The sequence below is a fragment of the Paludibaculum fermentans genome (assembly GCF_015277775.1).
In the GTDB taxonomy this organism is placed as follows: domain Bacteria; phylum Acidobacteriota; class Terriglobia; order Bryobacterales; family Bryobacteraceae; genus Paludibaculum; species Paludibaculum fermentans.
Genome location: NZ_CP063849.1, coordinates 3,338,155 through 3,357,451 on the forward strand (window position 1 = coordinate 3,338,155; position 19,297 = coordinate 3,357,451).

Sequence of the window (19,297 nt, forward strand, 5' to 3'; positions counted from 1 at the left end):
ATGCGCGCATACTCCATCGGCTAGAATAAAAGGTTCGTATGTCCAAAATCGCATTCCTCTTCCCGGGCCAAGGCTCACAAGCCACCGGCATGGGCAAAGCGCTGGCTGATGCCTACCCTGCCGCGAAAGCGGTGTTCCAGGAAGCCGACGACGCGCTGGCCTTTCCCATCTCCAAGCTTTGCTTCGAAGGCCCTGACGATCAGCTCAAACTGACTCAGAACACACAGCCGGCGCTGTTGACGGTCTCGATTGCGGCACTGGCGGTGCTGCGCGAGAGCGGCTACGCTCCGGCGATTGTGGCGGGCCACAGCCTGGGCGAGTATTCGGCCCTGGTGGCGGCGGGCTCGCTGAAGTTCGCCGACGCGGTCCGGCTGGTCCGCCAGCGCGGGCTCTATATGCAGGAAGCCGTCCCGGCCGGGGTGGGCGCGATGGCGGCCATTCTGAGACCACCGCTGGACAAGCTGGATGCGATTCTGGCCGAGGCGGCGCAGGGGGAAGTGGTTTCGGCCGCGAACTTCAATTCGCCAGACCAGTTGGTGATCGCCGGCCATGCCGGAGCCGTGGCTCGCGCCTGTGAAGCCCTCAAGGCGGCCGGGGCGAAGCGCACAGTGCCGCTGCCGGTGAGCGCGCCCTTCCATTGCTCGCTCATGCAGCCGGCGCAACAGCGGCTGAAGTGCGACCTGGACAGCTGTGAGTTCTCCTACCTGACCGTGCCGCTGATCAACAACGTGGAAGCGCGTGAGATTTCGGCCGGCGACGACGCCCGCCAGGGGTTGTACCTGCAGGTGCCCGGCGCGGTGCGCTGGACAGACGCGATGCGCAAACTGGCCGCTTTCGGCGTGGACCGGGCCGTGGAAGTGGGCGCCGGCGCTGTCCTGTGCGGCCTGCTGAAGCAGATAGAACCGGGCATCAGGACGGCCAAGTTCGGCGATCCCGCCGATCTGGGAAAAGTCAGTGAGTTACTCGCATAGTTTCTTGATCTTCGCCTACAGCGTGCTTCTCCTGCCCGCACAGGAGCAGAGCGCGTTGCAGCGCGAACCAAAGGGCTGGGTGGATGTTTCGCCCGGCCCTCAATTGCAGGGCTGGACGCGGTTGGGCATCGCGCCCGATCCGCGGGCCGAGGCGTCGCAGTGGAAGCTGCGCCCGGACGGCGTCCTGGAATGCGAAGGCAACCGCGGGCACGACTGGCTGCGGTACGACCAGGAACAGGGCGATTTTGTGTTCCACGTCGAGTTTCGCTATGTCCCGGTAGAGGGCAACCCGCGGTATAACAGCGGGATCTTCGTGCGGACGTTGGCGGATTACAGCCTGTGGTACCAGGATCAGATCGGCAGCAGGCAGGGCGGCTACTTTTTCGGCTACATCCATGTGGATGGGCTGAAGCGGCGGTTTGACCTGAGCGGCCAACTGGCGGAACAGAGGGTGAAGGCGGCAGGCGAATGGAATACCCTGGAAGTCACCGCCCAGGGGCCGGTGCTCACCTCGTGGGTGAACGGCGCGGTGGTCAACCAGTACAAATACTGCCAGTTGGAACGCGGCTACATTGGGTTGGAAGGCGAAGGGTATCGGATTGAGTTTCGGAATCTGAAACTGAAACCACTGACGGCGGCTCGGCTACAATGAGACAGTTCATGAATACGAGAAGAAACGCGTCTTTACTCCTGCTGACACTCGGGTTGGTAGGGGCGGCCTGTAAATCGAGAGTCCCGCCGAACGTGGCCGCCACGGTGAACGGCCGGGCCATCACCTTCGCGGATCTGGACCGGCAGTTCAAGCGGCAATTCCCCCAACAGCCGGAGGGGGCCTCACCGGACCAGGTGCAGTTCCAGAAGCTGGAATTGCTGCGGACGATGATCGACGAGGAGATCTTCCTCCAGCGTGCTGAGAAGCTGTCGCTGCTGGCCAAGGACGACGAAGTGGATTCGCGCCTCAGCCAGTTGAAGGCGCCCTACACGCAGGAAGAGTTCCAGAAGCAGCTCGATGCCCAGGGCATGAACATGGAAGAGCTGAAGTCGCAGATCCGGCGGCGGCTCACCATTGAAAAGCTGGTGAACCGCGAGATCGGCAACCAGATCAACATCAGCGACAAGGACGTCAGCGAGTTCTATAACGCCAACAAGGCGAGCTTCCGGTTCCCTGAGACGATGTATCACGTGGCCAGGATCGTGGTGACGCCCGGTCCGGACCCGAACGTGCGGAACCTCTCCGGCAACAAGGCCCAGAACGAAGACCAGGCGCGCAAGAAGATCCTCATGATTGAGGCGCGGCTGAAGCAGGGCGAGGACTTTTCGACGCTGGCGCAGGCGTTCAGCGAAGATCCGCAGAGCGCGGCCAATGGCGGCGACGTGGGTTATGTCCAGGAATCAAGCCTGGCGCAGGCCGACACCGACACGCGCAAGGCGATCATGACGCTGCTGCCCGGCCAGGTCTCGACGCCCATCCGCAATGCGGGCGGCTATCACATCCTGAAAATGGTGGCGAGGGAACCCGCGGGCCAGCGGGAACTGGACGATCCGCGCGTGCAGCAGAACATTCGTGAGACGCTGCGGACCCGCAAGGAACAACTGCTGCGCAACGCCTATCTCGACGCCTGCCGCAATGAGAGCCCGGTGATGAATTACCTGGCCCTCTCCATCGCGCCCGGCTTTGAAAAGAAGTAACAACCTAACCCAAGCACAAAATACGGTACCGCAATACAATTATTGCGGTACCAGATGTCTTTATCCTCCTCCATACCGTTCGAGTGGCCAGCATCGTGGCGCAGCCCGGATCTGCTGAGACTGCTGGACGGCAGCCCCATCAATACTCTGCTTCTGCCCGAAGGGACGCCTCCGGAAATCCGTACGGCGGCGGAGGGACGTAAGCTGGAATGCCCGGCGCAGATCCAGTGGAGTTCGCTGAAGGAAGTGGACTGGCGGTCCAACGCCCCCGTCATCGCAATTAACGACGGAGTATGGCCTGACCTTTCGATCAAGACACAATCCAACTCGCCCGATGGCGTGCAGGGCGGACCCACCGGAGCTCCGTGGCTGGATGCGAATGGCTGGATGCTGCAACTGGCGCGCTGCCGCGCGGCGGGCCGGCCGGTCTGGATCAAGGCTCCGCCGCCGGAGAAGCCCGAGACTCTCAACTTCTCCACCTATTTGCTGGCTGCCTGCGAGGCGGCCGCGTATGGAGCGCGGCGGCCCATCTGGCTGCCTCCGCTGATGGCCGAAGGGCTGGCGAAGGGGAATGCGGCGGCGCTGTCGGATTGGCGGAAGCTGGTAGAGATCGAGCGCTGGCTGGAGTCGCAGAACGCATGGAGCAACTGGCCGGCGCTGGCGCGGCTGGCGATCGTCTCCGATTTCTCGGGACCGAATGAGTACAATTCGAGCGAAGTCCTGAATCTGTCCGCGCGGCGCAATCTGGCGTTCGTTCCGGTGGAGAAGGCGAAACTCGCCGCAGCCGACCTGGCCGGGAAGCGGGCCATCCTCTACGCCGATGGAGACGCGATGCCTGCGTCGATGGCGCCCCTGGTGCAGAAGTTCGTCGAGGCCGGGGGCCTGCTGTTGTGTATGAAGGCTCCCTCGGCGGCGATCCGGAATACGCGTCCGTCGCGCGAAGTGCATCCGCGCTATACGCTGCTGGAGTGCGGGAAGGGCCGCGTGGCGGTGAGCAAGGCTGACTGGGACGACCAGTTTGTCGTGGCCCAGGACACCCACCTGCTGATGAGCCGCCGGTACGATGCCATCCGGTTGTTCAACGCCGGCTCCATCACGTGCTACCAGACGCATTCGGCCGATGGCGGGAAGTGGCTGGCGCATCTGCTGAACTACGCCGGCCGCCTGCCGGCCCATCAGGTGAGCCTGCAGACGTGGCAGGCGATCAAGGCAGCGAAGGCGTATATGCCGGAAAAGGCCCAGCCGGTCGCCTTGGAAATCCACCGGGAACCCGGCCAGCAGGAAGTCTACCTGCCGAGCTTTTCTGTGTACTGTGCCGTAGAATTGGAGCTAACTCACCATGCATAGACACATGGCCCCTGGGATTTCGCGCCGCCATTTCTTTGCCGCGGCGTCCGCTACCGCACTTCCGCTGTTCGCGGCTGCGCCCGCGCCGGCGGCTCCTGTCAGCATCGCGCGCTGTCCCGACTACGGCACGGCGCTCACACCGACCTTGAAGACCATGTTCGACCAACTGGGCGGCCTGGGCCGGCTGGTGGCCGGCAAGACGGTGGGCATCAAGATCAACCTGACGGGCTCGCCCCGGCAGAGGCTGGGCAACACCCCGGCGGAGTTGGCGCAGTACACGCATCCGGCGGTGGTCGGGTCAGTGGTCCGATTGATGGGCCAGGCCGGCGCGCGGCGCATCCGCATCCTGGAAGGGTGCTTTGCCTGCGACGATCCGATGGAAGAGTTCCTGATCGAGGTGGGCTGGGATCCGTCGCCGCTGCTGAACGCGGCCACGATGGTCGACATGGAGAATACCAACACGTTGGGCAAGGGCCGCAAGTATGCGCGGTTCAAGACCCCCAACGGCGGCCACATCTTCCCGTCGATCATGATGAACCACTCCTATGAGGAGGTCGACGTACTGGTGTCGCTGGCCAAGTTGAAGGAGCACGCGACCTGCGGCGTCACGCTGTCGATGAAGAACATGTTCGGCGCCACGCCGCTGACCATCTACGGAGATCACGCCGGCAAGGACGACGCGGATGAGGCCACGGCGCGCGGCGGACGGGGCACCATCATGCATGCCGGCGCGCGGCAACCCGCCGCGATCGCCGAGCCGGAGCGGGATCCGAGGTCTCCTCGAGAGGACAAATACCGCATGCCGCGCATTGTGGCCGACATCGCGGCCGCGCGGCCCATTCACCTGGCGATCATCGACGGCATCTCCACAATGACCGGCGGCGAAGGACCCTGGAATGGCGGACGGCTGCGCGCGGTGAATCCGGGGATTCTCATTGCCGGGACGAACGCGGTCTGCACGGATGCGGTGGGGACGGCGGTGATGGGCTTCGATCCGATGGCCGACCGCGGCACGCCGCCTTTTGAGTACTGCGACAGCTCACTGAAGTTGGCGGAGATGCACGGCGTCGGGACACGCGATCTCTCGAGGATCGAAATCGCCGGTTTGCCGATCAAGGACGCCGTGTTCAAGTTCCGGGTGTAGCGGCCTGGCTGGCTGCCGAACGGACAAAAAAATAGAGGCCGGCGTCCATGGCCGGCCTCTTTTGCTTCAATTTCGTACTTCTGTCAGGCTTTTTTCTTGATCTGAACGCCACCGTTCACTGTGGTGACGCTCACTCTTGGTCCGCCGCCGCCTACGCGCAGATCCATTTTCTTGGGGCCCCACTTGCCTTCCACGACGGCGCCGTCGAAGTTGGTGGTCATCCCGCCGTTGACGGTTTCGGCGTGGACGTTGGCCGCGAAAGCTGCCGGGACGGTCAGGACGACTCCGCCGTTCACCGTCTCTACCTCCAGCCCCTCACCTTCCCAGCGGTTGCCCGCGATGTCGACGTGCACGCCGCCGTTCACGGTCTCGCCCTTAACGGTGCCGTTCACGCCGGAGAGCGTGATGCCGCCGTTCACGGTTTGGAACCGCAGGTTGCCGCGTACGTCGGAGACATTGATCCCGCCATTGACGGAATCCAGCTTCAGGTCGATCTTGCGGGGGACGAAGGCCTCGTAGCTGACGCTCCACTTCTGGTCGCCTGTCTTGAACCCGAACGTGGTGGATTTAGGACCATCGGATTTGACGGTGGAGCCGCTGGTGAGGACATGGACCTGGTTCAGGCGGTCGCGCGACTCGGACTCGCTGTCACCCCAGGCTTCCACCTTGGCGCGGAGCAGGATCTCGTTCCTGTCCCAGGCCACGATACGGATGCCGCCGTTGGGCGCCGCGTCCACCTCCAGCCGTCCGGAATAGGCGACATTCATCTCGCGCAGGTCGCAGACGCGGTGACGACTGTCGTTCCCGCGGTCTTCACAGGTAAGTTTCTTTTCCTGTGCCGGCGCCAGGGCCGTCGCAAGAAGAAAGGCCGCCCCAAGGGCGGAGATGGTGCGAATGTTCATCGCGTAACCTCCAACCCGTTAAGACGGCCTTCTGGCGAATATGTTCGAGATAAGTGTAACGAACCGGTTATTTCTTGGCGGCGGCGGCCGGCGGGATCTCGCGGAACATCAGGTTCTTGTAGTAAACCGTGCTCTTGGGATCGTGCTGCTGCAGTGCGATGTAGCCCTTCATGAAGGTGTTCTTCTCGTCGACGAAGTCGGTGATGACCTTGTCGTTCACCTTGATGATGATGTGGTTGCCGTCGGCGATGATGTGCTGTACACCCCACTCGCCGGGCTTGGTCGGGCTCTCGAGATTCTTGTGGAAATTGTACAGGCTGCCGGTCTTGACCGGGTCGCGGTGGGTGGCGTTCACCTGGGCTTCGTAACCCTTGGGGAAGCCGGGGCCGAAAGCGGTGCGGAAGTACATGCCGCTGTTCGAGCCTTCCATGATCTTGAATTCAGCCTTGAATTCGCAGTTGGTGCATTCCTTCGTCATCCAGAAGAGGTGGCTGGCGGCATCGTGACCCTTGATGCACATTTTGCCGTCTTCCTTCACCACGGTCCAGCTGTCGGGGTGTTCGTTCGCCTTCCAACCGTCCAGAGTTTTGCCGTTGAACATTTTGATCCATTTGCCGGGCTTGTCCCCGGCGCACAGGGGGAGGGCGAGGACAAGGCCCGCCAACAGAACGGTGCGGAGTTTCATGTTCGCTATTCTATTCGAGTTTCAGGTCCGGACGCACGCCTGAAAGCCTCGCTATCATGAGGTAGGGATGGTGACACGCAACACGCGGCAAAAGGCCGCCATTCGCGAGGCTTTCGAGCACGCTGACCGTCCGCTCTCCACCGACGAAGTGCTGGCGATTGCGCAGACCGCCGTGGATGGCCTGGGCATTGCCACCGTCTACCGCAATATCAAGGCCCTGGTCGACGAGCAGTGGCTGATGGTGGTGGAACTGCCGGGCGAGGCGCCGCGCTACGAGATTTCGGGCAAAGCTCACCACCACCACTTCCGCTGCGACAAGTGCGGCCGGGTGTTCGAGTTGCACGGCTGCGTCCCGGCGATTGAGGCCCTGGCGGCGCCGGGCTTCCTGGTGCGCACGCACGAAGTGGTGCTCTACGGCCTATGCGTGGAATGCGGCCAGCCGCCGGCCGCCTAATTCTCCCGCGATTCGGCCGGCCGCCGCACCATCCACAGATTCAACAGCAGCAGGGCCGCCCCGACGGTGATGGCGCTGTCGGCGAGGTTGAAGATGGGAAAGTGGTGGCCGCTCCAAAAGAAATCCAGGAAGTCGGTCACGCTGCCGAAGATGATGCGGTCGAAGAGGTTGCCGACGGCTCCGCCCAGGACCAGCGCCAGGGCGGCGCGCAGCGTCCAGTGCTCCTTCGAGGCGGGCTTACAGGCAGTCCAGAGCAGACTGGTGACCAGAATCATGACGGCCACGGAGAACAGCACCAGCAGCGGATTGCCGCGGCTGCTGGTGGAGTCGGCAAACATGCTGAAGGCGATGCCGGTATTGCGGGTGTGAATGATCTGGAAGAGCCCGGGGATCACCGCCACGGTATCCCAGGTCTGGACCTTGGTTTCGATCAGGTGCTTGGTGGCCCGGTCGAGTGCCAGGATCAGGAGTGTCAGGCCGAACGGCCACCAGCGCTGCATAAGAATCAGACTCCCACAATCCCGGCGGCGATGTCCGGACAGTGAGGTGTGGGGTGTGCCGGAGCTGTCATTCTGCCTGATCTCATTGTGACTGAAGCCTCTATCGTACAAAATGGGTGCAACGGGCCGCCGTGGCGGCGCGTCTGGAACTGACGATGAAACGGTCTCATTGGCTGAACATTGGGGCGCTCCTCTTTGGAGCGGTGGCCGGCCTGAAGGCTGAGACGGTCCTGCTGACGCACGACTCATCCGGCAACTTCCTGAACCAGGCGCCCGCGGTGCTGCGCAAAGGCGGCTTCGCCTTGGTGTCGAGAACGGCGCTGTTCGGCGCGGCCACGGCGCACGTTCTGGACGACGCGGGCCGCCTGCATCCCGTCCTGTGGATCACCGCGGATGACGCCGACGCCGGCGTCGCCGAGGTCTTTGTCGGCGCCCAGGCGCCCAAGGGACCGGACTCGGCGACCACGATGTCGCGCCACGTCCGCATGCGCCACCACGAGGCGAACATCGAGAACACCAAGGAGGCCGGCGGCTTCGGCTTCGTTTCGCGACTGGATTGCGGCGGCCCCAAGGATCCCGACAGTGAACCGTTGTACGACGAGCACGGCTTGCTGGCCGGCTGGCATGCCACGCGGGTCGTGGATGGCCGGAATACGGCGTTCGCTGTGCCGCTCGCCCGGTTCGACGCCATCTCGCAGACGTCGCGGATGTCTGTCGCGGAGTGGAATCGAAGCCACGACGCGGCCAAGGAAGAGGCCTATCAGCGCGCCATGGGCTATCTCTGGATGGAGGACTTCGACGGAGCGCTGTTCTACTTCCAGAAGGCGGTGGACCAGGATCCGCAAAACGCCCGCGGCTGGTACCACCTTGCCTTTGCCCAGGGCAAGAACGGGCACGGCAAGGCGAAACTGGCCTGCTACAAGAAGGCGGTTGAGTTGGACCCGCAGTTTCCGCCTGCCCACTACTACCTCGGCTTCTCGCTGCTGATCGGCGGAGATCGGGACGGCGCCATCGCCGAATACCGCAAGCTCAAGGATCTCGACGAGGGCTGGGCGTCGCGGCTGAAGCTGTTCCTCGACGCCGCCCATGTGGATGTGATGGAGAAGCCGGACCCCAAGGCCGCTAAGCGGATTGCATAGCAGACTCGTCGAGGCGTCTCCGGGCGATACCGGCGAAGTACGCCAGCAACGCAAGCGCCGCGGCCAGATGCTTCCATGGATGGCCGCCGCCGGGCAGGTAGGCAGCCAAGCCGGCATCGTTTAGTTCCAGTAGTTTGGCGGCGACGTAGAGCGCGATCATCCACCAGGTTCCGCGCTGGCTGGTGTACCGCCCGGGGCACAGTATCAGCAGCAGCGGCAGCGCCAGCATGGGGAAGAACTGGACTGCGCCGTAGAAGCGCAGGTCCCCGGTCAGCCGCCAGTTCAGCACGGACACGACGCCCAGGACGATGAGCGGCAGTAACAGCAGGCCGCCCCACCGCAAGCTGAGGCGCTCGCCCAGCGTAACAGCCAGCAGGGACATGAACATCAGCGTCATCGGGAGTCGGTCCCAGAACAGCGTCGACGAGTCAGGAGCCCAGTGGTAGTAGCCGGAGCCCAACGCCACGGCCGCCGCGCCCACGACGAGGAGCCAGTGGGCCGCGCGTTCCCAGCCGGTCACGAAAGCCGGGCCGCGACGGAGAACCCAGGCTCCGACGGCGGCCACGGCCAGGAACGGAAGGTTGGAGAGCACGTTCCAGAAGTTCGGGATCCCAAACCAGGCGCGCTGGTCCGCGAACGAGTGGTAGGCGGGATCCTGATGGACCGGCGGCATCCACAGCAGGCCGCACAGGGTGACGGCCAGCAACGCCGCCAGCGCGAAGGGTCCAGCTGAATTTTGGGCGCACGGCCGCGGACGCGCCAGCGCGCGGATTCGAACATCGGATGTCATGAGAGCCTCGCTAGTTGATGTCGACAGGCACAATCTGCCCGTTCTGCTTGAAGCCAAGACGAATGGGCCGCGGCGGGCCCTTGTGGGGGATGGTCACTTCCGCCCAGATCTCCGCATTGCGTTTGTACTCGATCGACGTACTGTACTCCGGTACGAAGAACAGCACCTGTTGGTCGTTGGTCTCCACGAAATGCGGATCACCGGGCTGTGAGGTGAGCCGCAAGGCCAGGTACCGCCCCCGCAATGGCAAGGAAGGATCATAGGGTGCGGTCTTCACCCAGACGCGCGGGCAGGTGGCGCGGTCGTAGAGCAGCTTGCCGCCCATGCTCAGGACGATGCCGCACTGCAGCGCGGCCAGAATCAGGCTCTGTCGAGACCAGGTCATTGCGCACCTCCCAGGCTGATGCGGGCTACCAGATTGCGGCGGAGCTTCTCCCCATACCAACCGCCGGCCAGGAAGACGACACCCAGCACGATCAGGCTGAAGGAACGGCCCAGGCGGTCCATCACATTCGAGAAGTAAAAGGAGGTCAGCGTAATGGCGAAGCCGGCCATGCCGAGGTTGATGCGTTCGGGCCGCAGTTCGTGGATGCCCCAGGCGATGAGGCCGGCGCAGCCCAGCGCACACCACAGGTAGAGCACCGGCGAATGGTTGCTCGGCACAATCCAGCTCAAACCGGCCACCCACAGGCCCGCCACAGCGTTCATCCAGGTGTCCGTGCGGCGGTACCAATACGACAGAGCCAGCGGCAGCAGGAACGCGCCCGCCCAGCCCACGAACTCGAATTCAAAAGTGGGCAGGCTGGCATAGCGGTACGGGCGTCCCAGCACCACTATGACGACCGCCGGGATGAGGGCCAAACCGCCAATCCAGCCGAGAGCGCGGACAGAATCATCAGACGGCCCCTTAGGGTGCCGAAGGGTCAGGTAGCAGATAGCGAGGAACAGAACCGCGACCTCCGTCACCTGCGCCGCGGCCACCGCGGGGCGGGCGGCTTCGAACCACTCGCCAATCAGCCAGAACGGCACCAGCAGGGCAGCCAGAGCCATTTGCGGCCAGTCGCGCAACAGCAGCCAGCCGGCCACGGCGCCCAGCGCCCACATGAGGACGCCCGACGGCCAGTGCTCCTCCATATTGAAGATCTGGCCGGCCAGGAAGATCGCGCCGCCCAGCGACACCGTGCCCACCGCATGCAGCGTAGTGGCCAGGGCGGGCTGCCTGTCCGCGAAGAAGGCCGCGGCCAGGTGCAGTCCAGTCACGGTCGTCACCAGCATCGACATGCGGACAAAGGGCGACAGTTCGTCCCAATGGGCGCTGACAAAGAGCAGGATGCCGGTGGCCAGCATCAACCCGCCCAGCGTCAAACCAAGGATGACGGGCAGCCGGCCCTTCCCCTGCGGCGAGCGGGCCGCTTCCCATTCGCGGATCGACGCCGCTTGTTGTTCACTGAGAAGGTTCGCTGTGACCCAGCGAGCCAATGAAGGTTCGAAGTCCATTTTCATGGCGTTTGCCTGCCTTTCCAGACTTCAGAAAGCGCGGCCGGGCCTTACTCGGCCGGCGGCAGCGCGGCAGAACCCGCGGGAATGTTCGCCCGGTTGCGGAACCAGGCGAGCAGACTGTCGAGCGTGGAGGGCGCGAACTTGGCAATGCCGAGGGCGGAAAGGGTAGTCAATACGCCCAGCACACCGAGAATGGAGTTCGGCGTCCAGTGCAAGGTGTCGTGCATGACGTACAGCATCCCGGAGGCCAGAATCACGCCGAGCATGTTCAGGAAATTGTTCGTCGCCAGGACGCGGCCCTTCTGTTCGGGCGCGGCTTGCTCCTGCAGAAAGGCGTTCAGCGGCACGATGAACAGGCCGCCGGAGAAGCCCACCAGCGACAGCCCCACCAGCGTACCCGCGAACGTATGGGTGAACCCGAGAAAAATACCGCACAGGCCCATGAAGAGGGCACCGATGGGCACCAGGCCCAGTTCGATGCGGTCGTGGGACAGCCAGCCGGCGGCAATACTCCCAATGCCGATGCCCAGCGCGAGCGCGGTCACCAGCAGGCCGGTGTGCGTCTCGGAGAGGCGCAGCGACTCGCTGCCGATCAGGATCACCGCCATCTGCAACAGTGCGCCCAGGAACCAGAAGTACGAGATCCCCATTACGCTCCACCACAGGCCGGCGTCGGCGTAGAGGACCTTCGAGCCGGACCAGACTTCGGCGAACGGATTTACGTGGAACTTCTCAGTCGAGCCCGCCGCTGCTACATGCTTGATCATCAGGCTGGTGAGCGAGCCGATCACGGCGATCGCCAGCAGCACGCCGCCCAGCTTCAGCGGCTCAGCCTTCCAGTGCGCAAACAGAAACGAACCGACGCTCGAGCCGAGTACGATGGCGGCGAACGTGGAGAGTTCCAGCAACCCGTTGGCCTTGGTGAGCTGCGACGACGGCAGCATCTCGGGCAGGATGCCGTACTTCGCCGGGCTGAAGAAGTTGGCCTGCGCGGCCAGCAGGAACAGGACAACCAGCAGCAGCGGGATGCTGCCCGCCAGCAGCGCGGCGGCGCCCACGATCATGGCGAGGATCTCGAACGACTTCGTGACCTTCAGCACGTTCGACTTGCTGAAGCGGTCGGCCAGTTGGCCGGCGTAGCCCGCAAAGAGCAGAAACGGCAGAACGAAGACCGCTCCGGAGAGGGCAAGATAGCGCGCGCCCAGCGCCTGGTCGGCGGCCAGTTCCACGGCCCCGACGGAGACAATCATCTTATAGACGTTGTCGTTGAACGCGCCCAGGAACTGAGTCCACAGAAAGGAGTGGAAACTCCGGTCGCGGAGCAGCGGGAGGTAACCGGTCTGGGCTGATTCGGTCTGCATGGTCTGCATGGTAAGAGTAAGGCACGTCCAGAGCCAATCACGGGAAAGGCCAAGGTCCGTAGAAATCAATGACGTAGAGTATGGCGCTAAAACGAGACGAAAACGATCACAAACATTTTCTGCACATAGATGTACATTCTATGTATGGGTGCCTTCCATGAGTCCGACCGCCACTTCCTCCACTCCGTCGCCAACCTAGGTTACTGCAATCCCTTCTTGACGGAGCGGGTCGAGCTCGAACGCGCCGTACTCGGCCGCGAATTCCAGTCCGGCGGACCCGTCTGGAGCGCCTCGGTCTCCGATCCGGCCGCCACCCGCCCGAACGTCCCGCCGATCACCCGGAAAGTGGAAGCAGCCATCGGCCGGCTGCGGCAATGCCTGGCGGATGCCGCTGACGTCCAACCGGAAGAATTGTCCGATTACGCCGAGACCGTCCACTACCTGCTCTACCACCGCTACTACCCGCGCTTCGCCAACCCAGGCAAACAGCCTCTCTACCGCGACTTCCTGGCCGACTGGAACCGGCTTTGCCATGTACCCGGCAAGCGGTTCGAATCCGCGCTGCCGCCCGCCCACCTGTTCGCCTGCTTCCGGCAGATCCAGCGCGCCTTCCACGCGATCTACGACCGCATCATCGGGAACTCGATGCCCGCCGCCCGGCTGCGTGCCAGCATCTGGCAATCGGTCTTCACCCATGACATGCGGCGCTACCACCGGACGCTCTACCGCAAGATGGGCGAGTTTCCGACGCTGATCACCGGCCCTTCCGGCACGGGCAAGGAACTCATCGCGCGGGCCATCGCCGGCTCACGGTATGTGCCCTTCGATCCCGACCGCCTGGAGTTCCTGGAGCCGGTGGCGGAGTCGTTCCTGCCCATCAACCTGGCCGCGCTCTCACCCACCCTGATCGAATCGGAGCTGTTCGGCCACCGGCGCGGGGCGTTCACAGGCGCGATTGGTGACCGCCACGGCTGGCTGGAGGCGTGCCCGGAGGCGGGCTCGGTCTTTCTGGACGAACTCGGAGAGATGGAGCACGCGATCCAGGTGAAGCTGCTGCGCGTGATCGAAACGCGCTGTTTCTCAGCCGTCGGGGATACAGCGGTACGAGAGTTCCATGGCAAGCTGATCGCGGCTACCAACCGCGACCTGCCACGGGAGATCCGGGCCGGACGCTTTCGCGAGGATTTATACTACCGCCTCTGTGCGGACCTGATCCGGACGCCGTCACTGGCCGAGCAACTCGCGGACGCGCCCGAGGTCATGCACGAACTCCTGCTCCATATGACGAAGCGCACCGTGGGCGACGAAGCCGAGCGCTGCCTGCCGGAGGTCGAGACCTGGATCGGCCAGAATCTTCCTGTGGACTATGCCTGGCCGGGGAACTACCGCGAACTGGAGCAGTGCGTGCGCAATGTGGTGATCCGCCGATCGTACCGTCCGCTGGAGGCTTCTGTCACGGCAGAAGACGATCTCGTAACGGCGTTCCGCAATGGCACGCTGACGGCCGAGGAACTGCTGGCGCGCTACGCGGCGCAGGTCTACCAACTGACAGGCAGTTACGAGGAGGCGGCGCGCCGCATGGGCCTCGACCGGCGCACCGTGAAGGCGAAGGTCGAGGCGTTTCTCCAGAGCGGGGCTCCGTCACTTGGCCTGAAAAGCTGACTCCAACGAGTGGTGGCCCGATCCAATCGCCTTGGGCGCACCGGCGGGCATCCTGACTTCCGCCGAGACCCCGGGTGGCAGATCGACCGTATAGCGGAACTTGCCGCCTTCGATCCGCCATTCCACCGCGATGAGCCCGCGAGGGCTATCCCAGGACGCCTTGGCCCAGGTCACGTCCCCAACCGGCTCCGGCTGGAGAATCAGGTGGCTCAAGCCTGGAGCGGCGGGATCCGTGCGCAACCCAGCCAGGCCGGCATAAAACCACTCCTCAATGTGCCCGAGCATGAAGTGATTCTGCGAGCTGTTCGGGTTGGAATCCCAGGCTTCGGTCAAGGCGGTAGACCCAGCGGCCAACTGGGCGGCATAGCTGGGCGCGGTCTTCTCATTCGCCATGTCAAAGATGACGTCGCTACGCCCGGCCTGCAACAGGGCGGCCAGCACGTAGTGGTAGCCAATGTCCCCGGCCGAGGTGTGGTTGCCCTTGGCGCGGATGTCGGCCACCAGCTTCTCCACCAACTTCGGCCGGGCGGCAGCCGGAGCGATGCCCATGGCCAGGGGTACTGCGAGCGAGGTCTGGCTGCCGGTCGCATAGGAGGGCCCGCCGGGCTGGTAGAACTCTTTCTTAAAGGCCGCTAGCAGAGTGTCATAGCGCGCGGCGTAGCGCTGCGCATCCTGCGGTTTGCCCAATAGCGCCGCCGCCTGCCGCACCACACGCAGGTCTTCCAGATAGGTAGCCGAAGCGGTGACGCCCTGCGGCGTCAACTGCGAATAGCCCGGCGCTTTCGGCCCGATGTCGTACCAGTCGCCCAGCCCATAGGACAGCAACCCCTTCTCCTTCTGGCTCTCCAGATAGTCGCTATAGCGCTGCATCATCGGGTAGGCGTCCTCGAGAATGCGCCTGTCTCCGTACCACTGCCACGCCAGCCAGGGCACCAGCACCGCCGCGCTGCCCCACTCCGGCGAATCGCGGAAGCCGCGTCCAAAGGTGACGTACTCCGGCGCGATGTCGGGCACCAGGCCATCCACGGTCTGCGCCTCGTGCATATCGCGGGTCATCTTCGGCAGGAAAGCGCGCAGATCCCAATTGGCAAGGATGGAAGGCCCCATCAGGTAGGTCTGTTCCAGCCAGCCGAGCTTCTCACGGTGCGGGCAGTCCGTCAGCGAGTGCTGGAGGTTGCTGCGGACAGCGGCGTCGATCAGCTTGTGCACCCGGTTGAATGTCTCGTTTGAGCATTCGAACTTACCGGTTCGCGGGGCGTCCAGATGGACGAACTGTCCCTCCACGGCCTCGGGCTTAAGGCCCTCTACCTGGACATAGCGGAAGCCGTAGTAACTGAAGCGCGGCGACCACACTTCCCTGCCCTCGCCCTTCAGGGTGTAGCTGAACGAATTGGGACCGCCGGACGAGCGCTGCGTGACCAGCCCGTCTTTGTCGAGCAGTTCACCGGGGATCATCTTGACGGTTGAGCCGGCGGGACCACTGGCAGTCACCCGCGGCCACCCGGAGAAGTTCTGCCCCAGGTCGTAGACGTAAACGCCCGGCTTCGGCTCGGTCACCTGCACCGCGGGATAAGTCTGCTGGACACGGATAGCGGGGCTCGACTGCGCCCGCAGCACGCCGCCGGGCGCTTCCACTCCGCCCGCACGACGCCAGGTGGAATCGTCGAAGCCGGGCGAATCCCAACCCGGCTGTTCGCGCCGGGCATCGTAGTCCTCGCCGCCGTACAGGCACGAGAACGTGATGGGCCCATCCGCGGTCTTCCACGAGCCATCGGTGGCGATGTCCTGGGTGGAGCCATCCCTGTATTCCAGATGAAGCTGCAGCCAAAGCCGCGGATGCCCGAAGGAGCCGGAGTATTTCACATAGCGGCCGCCGGCTACATTGTAGAAGCCGTTGCCCAGCAGGACGCCCAAGGCATTGCGGCCCGGACGGAGGGCCGTCTTCACGTCGAAGGTCTCGTAGAGCATGGTGGACCGGAAGTTAGTCCAGGCCGGAGCCAGCACATGGTCGCCCACCTTTTGGCCATTGATCCGCAACTCATGGAAACCAGCCCCGGCCACCAGCACGACCGCGCTGCGCAGGGGCTTCTCCAACCGGAACTCCCTGCGAAAAATCGGCAGCGGGCCTGACCGCAGGCTGTGATCGGGATGCGCGATCCAACTGCCGCGCATGTCGGATGACTGAAGCAGCGCTGTGGTCCATTGGGCAGGCTCACTCCAGCCGGACGCCCGGCCCGCGGCATCCCAAACCCGCACGGTCCAGTAGTAGTGCTGGAACGGCTGCAGCGGCTTGCCGGCATACTCGATCCAGCTCTGGTTGGCGGAGGACACGCGGCCCGAGTCCCATAGATCCGCCGACCCCGGCTTGAGCGCCTCCATGCTGCCGGCGACCAGGATCTGGTAGGCGGTCTGGCGTGCTCCATTCCCATCCGATTTCAAGGCCCAGCCCAGGCGCGGCCTGGCGGTATCGATGCCCACGGGATTCACACGGGCTTCGCATTCCAAACGGGCGGGCAGGAGTGCAGCGGAGAGCGAGACGGCGGTCAGAGCCAGGAGGACAGGTAGTTGCTTCATTCGGACATTTCCCTCCCAAATACTATCAACCGGGAAGCAGCAGCGCCCAACGCGGCGAACCTTGGACGGTGAGAATCCACGCCGGAATAGGGAGATGGAGCATACCCGGAGGGGGCGGATTCAGGCACAATACTGGGACGGGTACGGGTGTCTTCCGATGGAGCTACGGAGTGATCCGGAGAGCGCTATACTTGGAACTCATTTCGTACACCCCCGGTCAGATTAAAACTGCAATTCCATGAGCTTCCAGGTCGGCCAGGTCGTTGGGGACTATCAGGTGGAGGGCGTGCTGGGACGCGGCGGCATGGGTGCGCTCTACAAAGTGCGCAACCGCATTTCCCAGCGCCTGGACGCCATGAAAGTGCTGCTGCCCAGTGTGCGGTCTTCCTCCGCCGATATCACCAGCCGGTTTGAACGCGAGATCCGCGTCCACGCCAGCCTGCGCCACCCGAACATCGCGGAGCTGTACACGGCATTCCAACTCGACGACCAGTTGCTGATGGTGATGGAACTGGTGGAGGGCCCCACGCTGGAGTCGCTGCTCGCGCATGCCCCGTTGCCGGTGGAACTCTCGGTCGGCATCGTCTCACAGGTGCTGTCGGCGCTCGGCTACGCCCACCGGCAGGGTGTCATCCACCGCGACATCAAACCGACGAATATCGTCCTGAGCAGGGGCGGCGCGGTGAAGCTCATCGACTTCGGCATCGCCCTGGCGGAGTTCAACCCGCGCATGACGCAGACCGGCATGGTACTGGGGTCTTTGGCGTACATGGCTCCGGAGCAGTTGACGGGCTTGAACGCCGATGCCCGGGCCGATCTTTACTCCGTCGGCATCACTCTGTACCAGGCGGTCACCGGCAGGCGCGCGATTGAGGGCGCCAACGAGTACGAGATGATGAACGCCCACGTGCACCAGCAGCCCATTCCTCCCGTGCAGCACAACCCGGCCATCTCGCAGGAACTGTCCGCCGCCATCGTGAAGTCGCTGGCGAAGAATCCGGCGCACCGGTTCCAGACCGCTGAGGACTTCCGCCAGGCGCTGAGCGGCTACATGCCCACCAGCAGTTCCGCCTGGCCGCAGCTGGCCGCGAGTTCGTCCGAGACGGGCATGCATGAGCGCGTGGCGACCATGCTGCCGGTGGAAAAGCTGCCGTCGTCGTCCCGGTTCCACTCCGCCGCACTGGCCGTGCTCAACCGCAATCTGGCCCAATATGTGGGCCCCATCGCGCGGCACCTGGTGATGAAAGAAAGCCGCGATGCGCCGAACCTGGACGCATTGTGCCAGGCCGTAGCCAGCCAGATCGCCAAAGACTCTGACCGGGCAGCCTTTCTGCAGGCCTGCCGGGCGGAGTTCGGCGCCGAGACGCGGACGGTGATGGCGCCCATCCAGACTTCGGCCCCCACCCCGCCGACACCGACCGCGGTCACACAGGCCTCGATGGACCCGGCCTGGATCGACCGGCTCAAGAAAGATCTGGCTGTGCAGATCGGGCCCATGGCCCGAGTGGTTGTGGACCGGGCCGCCAAGAAGGCGAGCGGTCCGAATGAGCTACTGGCCACAGTGGCCGCCGAAATATCATCTCCCGAGGAGCGCGCGCGGTTCCTGGCCCGGCACCGGACGCATTGATTCGTTATGAAACTACTGCTCAAGTTCAACCTGATGTTTGTCCTGGTCTTCGGATTGGGTCTGATCGCCACGGGTTATGCCGCGCGGCAGTTCCTCAGGAACAATGCGCGCGAGCGGGTGCTGCAGGAAGCCCGGCTAATGATGGAGACCACGGCCTCCACGCGCACCTACACGTCCAAGCAGATCAAACCCCTGCTGACGCCGCGCGAGAAGCAGGAGAACACCTTCTTCCCGCAGACGGTGCCCGCCTACTCCGCCGGCCAGATCTTCGGCTACCTGCACGGTAAGTTCCCCGACTACACCTATAAGGAAGCGACGCTGAACCCGACCAATCTGGCCGACCGCGCCACCGATTGGGAGACCGATGTCGTGGAGACCTTCCGCAACGACCGCCAGCGCCAGGAGCTCATCGGCGAACGCGACACCCCCACCGGCCGTACGCTCTTCCTGGCCAAGCCGATGAAGGCGACCGCGCCCTGCCTGGAATGCCATAGCGTGCCCGAGGCCGCCCCGCCGGCCATGATCCGGACCTACGGCTCGAATAACGGCTTTGGCTGGAAGGTGGACGAGATCATCGCGGCACAGATCGTCACGGTGCCCATGGCCGTGCCCACCAGCATCGCCGACAAGGCCTTCGCTGACCTAATCATGTGGCTGGCCGCCATCTCGATCATCAGCTTGATTCTGTTGAACCTGGCCCTGGTGATCACCGTCATCCAACCGGTGAGCCGCATGGCCGCAGCGGCCGACGCCATCAGCAAAGGCAACCTGGACATCGTCGAAGTGCCGGTGAAGGGCAAGGACGAGATTGCCGTGCTGGCCGACTCGTTCAACCGGCTGACGCGGAGCCTCTCCAAGGCGATAAAGATGCTGGAAGAGTAGCTTTCCGCTTTTTCCACGACAAACTGCACAATCCCCGCCCGCCTGCTCGTATTCGAGTGTGAAGGACAGG

General features: G+C 63.9%; 18 protein-coding genes. 10 read left to right on the forward strand and 8 right to left on the reverse strand.

Annotated features, from left to right (window positions below):
- Positions 1-38: 38 nt before the first annotated feature.
- The 5 genes from fabD to IRI77_RS13025 are packed head-to-tail and all read left to right on the forward strand — an operon-like array spanning position 39 to position 5,151.
- Complete coding sequence (fabD, locus tag IRI77_RS13005) at positions 39-971, forward strand: ACP S-malonyltransferase (RefSeq protein WP_194452479.1); 933 nt, start codon at positions 39-41, stop codon at positions 969-971.
- Positions 955-1,623, forward strand: coding sequence for a 3-keto-disaccharide hydrolase (locus tag IRI77_RS13010; RefSeq protein ID WP_194452480.1), 669 nt, complete (start codon positions 955-957; stop codon positions 1,621-1,623). Before fabD ends, IRI77_RS13010 begins: the two co-directional genes overlap by 17 nt.
- Positions 1,624-1,631: 8 nt before the next feature.
- Positions 1,632-2,660 carry a peptidylprolyl isomerase gene (locus IRI77_RS13015; protein ID WP_194452481.1) on the forward strand — a complete coding sequence of 343 codons (1,029 nt, stop codon included), beginning with the start codon at positions 1,632-1,634 and terminating at the stop codon, positions 2,658-2,660.
- Between the two features lie 54 nt (positions 2,661-2,714).
- The gene (locus tag IRI77_RS13020; protein ID WP_194452482.1) at positions 2,715-4,007 is read left to right on the forward strand and encodes a hypothetical protein; all 1,293 of its coding nucleotides are present in this window, start codon (positions 2,715-2,717) and stop codon (positions 4,005-4,007) included.
- A complete protein-coding gene (locus tag IRI77_RS13025) occupies positions 4,000-5,151 on the forward strand; it encodes a DUF362 domain-containing protein (RefSeq protein WP_194452483.1) in 1,152 nt (383 codons plus the stop codon). Before IRI77_RS13020 ends, IRI77_RS13025 begins: the two co-directional genes overlap by 8 nt.
- 83 nt (positions 5,152-5,234) lie before the next feature.
- On the opposite strand, the gene IRI77_RS13030 is transcribed toward IRI77_RS13025, so the two are convergent.
- Together IRI77_RS13030 and IRI77_RS13035 are read right to left on the reverse strand one after the other, a co-directional pair.
- The gene (locus IRI77_RS13030; protein ID WP_194452484.1) at positions 5,235-6,053 is read right to left on the reverse strand and encodes a DUF4097 family beta strand repeat-containing protein; all 819 of its coding nucleotides are present in this window, start codon (positions 6,051-6,053) and stop codon (positions 5,235-5,237) included.
- Positions 6,054-6,120: 67 nt separating this feature from the next.
- On the reverse strand, positions 6,121-6,738 hold the full coding sequence (locus tag IRI77_RS13035) for a 3-keto-disaccharide hydrolase (protein WP_194452485.1): 618 nt from the start codon (positions 6,736-6,738) through the stop codon (positions 6,121-6,123).
- 67 nt (positions 6,739-6,805) lie between these two features.
- Here IRI77_RS13035 and IRI77_RS13040 point away from each other — a divergent pair, with 67 nt between their 5' ends.
- Entirely contained in the window at positions 6,806-7,192 is a 387-nt protein-coding gene (locus tag IRI77_RS13040) for a Fur family transcriptional regulator (protein WP_228486719.1), read from the forward strand.
- Here IRI77_RS13040 and lspA read toward each other — a convergent pair.
- Positions 7,189-7,692 carry a signal peptidase II gene (gene lspA / locus IRI77_RS13045; protein WP_194452486.1) on the reverse strand — a complete coding sequence of 168 codons (504 nt, stop codon included), beginning with the start codon at positions 7,690-7,692 and terminating at the stop codon, positions 7,189-7,191. The genes IRI77_RS13040 and lspA overlap by 4 nt on opposite strands.
- Positions 7,693-7,847: 155 nt before the next feature.
- Here lspA and IRI77_RS13050 point away from each other — a divergent pair, with 155 nt between their 5' ends.
- Positions 7,848-8,831 (forward strand): tetratricopeptide repeat protein, encoded by a 984-nt coding sequence (locus IRI77_RS13050; RefSeq protein ID WP_194452487.1) that lies wholly within the window; start codon positions 7,848-7,850, stop codon positions 8,829-8,831.
- Here the strand turns inward: IRI77_RS13050 and IRI77_RS13055 are convergent.
- From IRI77_RS13055 to IRI77_RS13070, 4 genes are read right to left on the reverse strand one after another with little or no spacing between them, the layout of a single operon-like run.
- Positions 8,815-9,621, reverse strand: a complete 807-nt coding sequence (locus tag IRI77_RS13055) for a ceramidase domain-containing protein (RefSeq protein WP_194452488.1) — start codon at positions 9,619-9,621, stop codon at positions 8,815-8,817. The two genes, IRI77_RS13050 and IRI77_RS13055, sit on opposite strands and share 17 nt — an antisense overlap.
- 10 nt (positions 9,622-9,631) lie before the next feature.
- Positions 9,632-10,006, reverse strand: a complete 375-nt coding sequence (locus tag IRI77_RS13060) for a GDYXXLXY domain-containing protein (protein WP_194452489.1) — start codon at positions 10,004-10,006, stop codon at positions 9,632-9,634.
- Entirely contained in the window at positions 10,003-11,124 is a 1,122-nt protein-coding gene (locus IRI77_RS13065) for a DUF2157 domain-containing protein (protein WP_194452490.1), read from the reverse strand. Before IRI77_RS13065 ends, IRI77_RS13060 begins: the two co-directional genes overlap by 4 nt.
- A 44-nt stretch (positions 11,125-11,168) precedes the next feature.
- Positions 11,169-12,482, reverse strand: coding sequence for an MFS transporter (locus IRI77_RS13070; RefSeq protein ID WP_194452491.1), 1,314 nt, complete (start codon positions 12,480-12,482; stop codon positions 11,169-11,171).
- 144 nt (positions 12,483-12,626) lie between these two features.
- Between IRI77_RS13070 and IRI77_RS13075 the strand changes: the two genes are divergently transcribed.
- Positions 12,627-14,144, forward strand: a complete 1,518-nt coding sequence (locus tag IRI77_RS13075) for a sigma 54-interacting transcriptional regulator (protein WP_194452492.1) — start codon at positions 12,627-12,629, stop codon at positions 14,142-14,144.
- On the opposite strand, the gene IRI77_RS13080 is transcribed toward IRI77_RS13075, so the two are convergent.
- The gene (locus IRI77_RS13080; RefSeq protein WP_194452493.1) at positions 14,124-16,718 is read right to left on the reverse strand and encodes a family 78 glycoside hydrolase catalytic domain; all 2,595 of its coding nucleotides are present in this window, start codon (positions 16,716-16,718) and stop codon (positions 14,124-14,126) included. The genes IRI77_RS13075 and IRI77_RS13080 overlap by 21 nt on opposite strands.
- A gap of 238 nt (positions 16,719-16,956) precedes the next feature.
- Here IRI77_RS13080 and IRI77_RS13085 point away from each other — a divergent pair, with 238 nt between their 5' ends.
- Both IRI77_RS13085 and IRI77_RS13090 read left to right on the forward strand, forming a co-directional pair.
- Positions 16,957-18,345 (forward strand): serine/threonine-protein kinase, encoded by a 1,389-nt coding sequence (locus tag IRI77_RS13085; RefSeq protein ID WP_194452494.1) that lies wholly within the window; start codon positions 16,957-16,959, stop codon positions 18,343-18,345.
- Between the two features lie 6 nt (positions 18,346-18,351).
- Positions 18,352-19,227 carry a c-type heme family protein gene (locus tag IRI77_RS13090; protein WP_194452495.1) on the forward strand — a complete coding sequence of 292 codons (876 nt, stop codon included), beginning with the start codon at positions 18,352-18,354 and terminating at the stop codon, positions 19,225-19,227.
- The last annotated feature ends 70 nt before the right edge of the window (positions 19,228-19,297 follow it).

What these genes read in the sequence shown, in the direction of transcription:
- lspA (WP_194452486.1), bottom strand. Translation starts at nt 7,692, where the DNA reads ATGCAGCGCTGGTGGCCGTTCGGCCTGACACTCCTGATCCTGGCACTC.
- IRI77_RS13080 (WP_194452493.1), bottom strand. Translation starts at nt 16,718, where the DNA reads ATGAAGCAACTACCTGTCCTCCTGGCTCTGACCGCCGTCTCGCTCTCC.
- IRI77_RS13050 (WP_194452487.1), top strand. Translation starts at nt 7,848, where the DNA reads ATGAAACGGTCTCATTGGCTGAACATTGGGGCGCTCCTCTTTGGAGCG.
- IRI77_RS13075 (WP_194452492.1), top strand. Translation starts at nt 12,627, where the DNA reads ATGGGTGCCTTCCATGAGTCCGACCGCCACTTCCTCCACTCCGTCGCC.
- IRI77_RS13060 (WP_194452489.1), bottom strand. Translation starts at nt 10,006, where the DNA reads ATGACCTGGTCTCGACAGAGCCTGATTCTGGCCGCGCTGCAGTGCGGC.
- IRI77_RS13020 (WP_194452482.1), top strand. Translation starts at nt 2,715, where the DNA reads ATGTCTTTATCCTCCTCCATACCGTTCGAGTGGCCAGCATCGTGGCGC.
- IRI77_RS13030 (WP_194452484.1), bottom strand. Translation starts at nt 6,053, where the DNA reads ATGAACATTCGCACCATCTCCGCCCTTGGGGCGGCCTTTCTTCTTGCG.
- IRI77_RS13070 (WP_194452491.1), bottom strand. Translation starts at nt 12,482, where the DNA reads ATGCAGACCGAATCAGCCCAGACCGGTTACCTCCCGCTGCTCCGCGAC.
- IRI77_RS13040 (WP_228486719.1), top strand. Translation starts at nt 6,806, where the DNA reads ATGGTGACACGCAACACGCGGCAAAAGGCCGCCATTCGCGAGGCTTTC.
- IRI77_RS13025 (WP_194452483.1), top strand. Translation starts at nt 4,000, where the DNA reads ATGCATAGACACATGGCCCCTGGGATTTCGCGCCGCCATTTCTTTGCC.
- IRI77_RS13085 (WP_194452494.1), top strand. Translation starts at nt 16,957, where the DNA reads ATGAGCTTCCAGGTCGGCCAGGTCGTTGGGGACTATCAGGTGGAGGGC.
- IRI77_RS13015 (WP_194452481.1), top strand. Translation starts at nt 1,632, where the DNA reads ATGAATACGAGAAGAAACGCGTCTTTACTCCTGCTGACACTCGGGTTG.
- IRI77_RS13065 (WP_194452490.1), bottom strand. Translation starts at nt 11,124, where the DNA reads ATGAAAATGGACTTCGAACCTTCATTGGCTCGCTGGGTCACAGCGAAC.
- fabD (WP_194452479.1), top strand. Translation starts at nt 39, where the DNA reads ATGTCCAAAATCGCATTCCTCTTCCCGGGCCAAGGCTCACAAGCCACC.
- IRI77_RS13055 (WP_194452488.1), bottom strand. Translation starts at nt 9,621, where the DNA reads ATGACATCCGATGTTCGAATCCGCGCGCTGGCGCGTCCGCGGCCGTGC.
- IRI77_RS13035 (WP_194452485.1), bottom strand. Translation starts at nt 6,738, where the DNA reads ATGAAACTCCGCACCGTTCTGTTGGCGGGCCTTGTCCTCGCCCTCCCC.
- IRI77_RS13090 (WP_194452495.1), top strand. Translation starts at nt 18,352, where the DNA reads ATGAAACTACTGCTCAAGTTCAACCTGATGTTTGTCCTGGTCTTCGGA.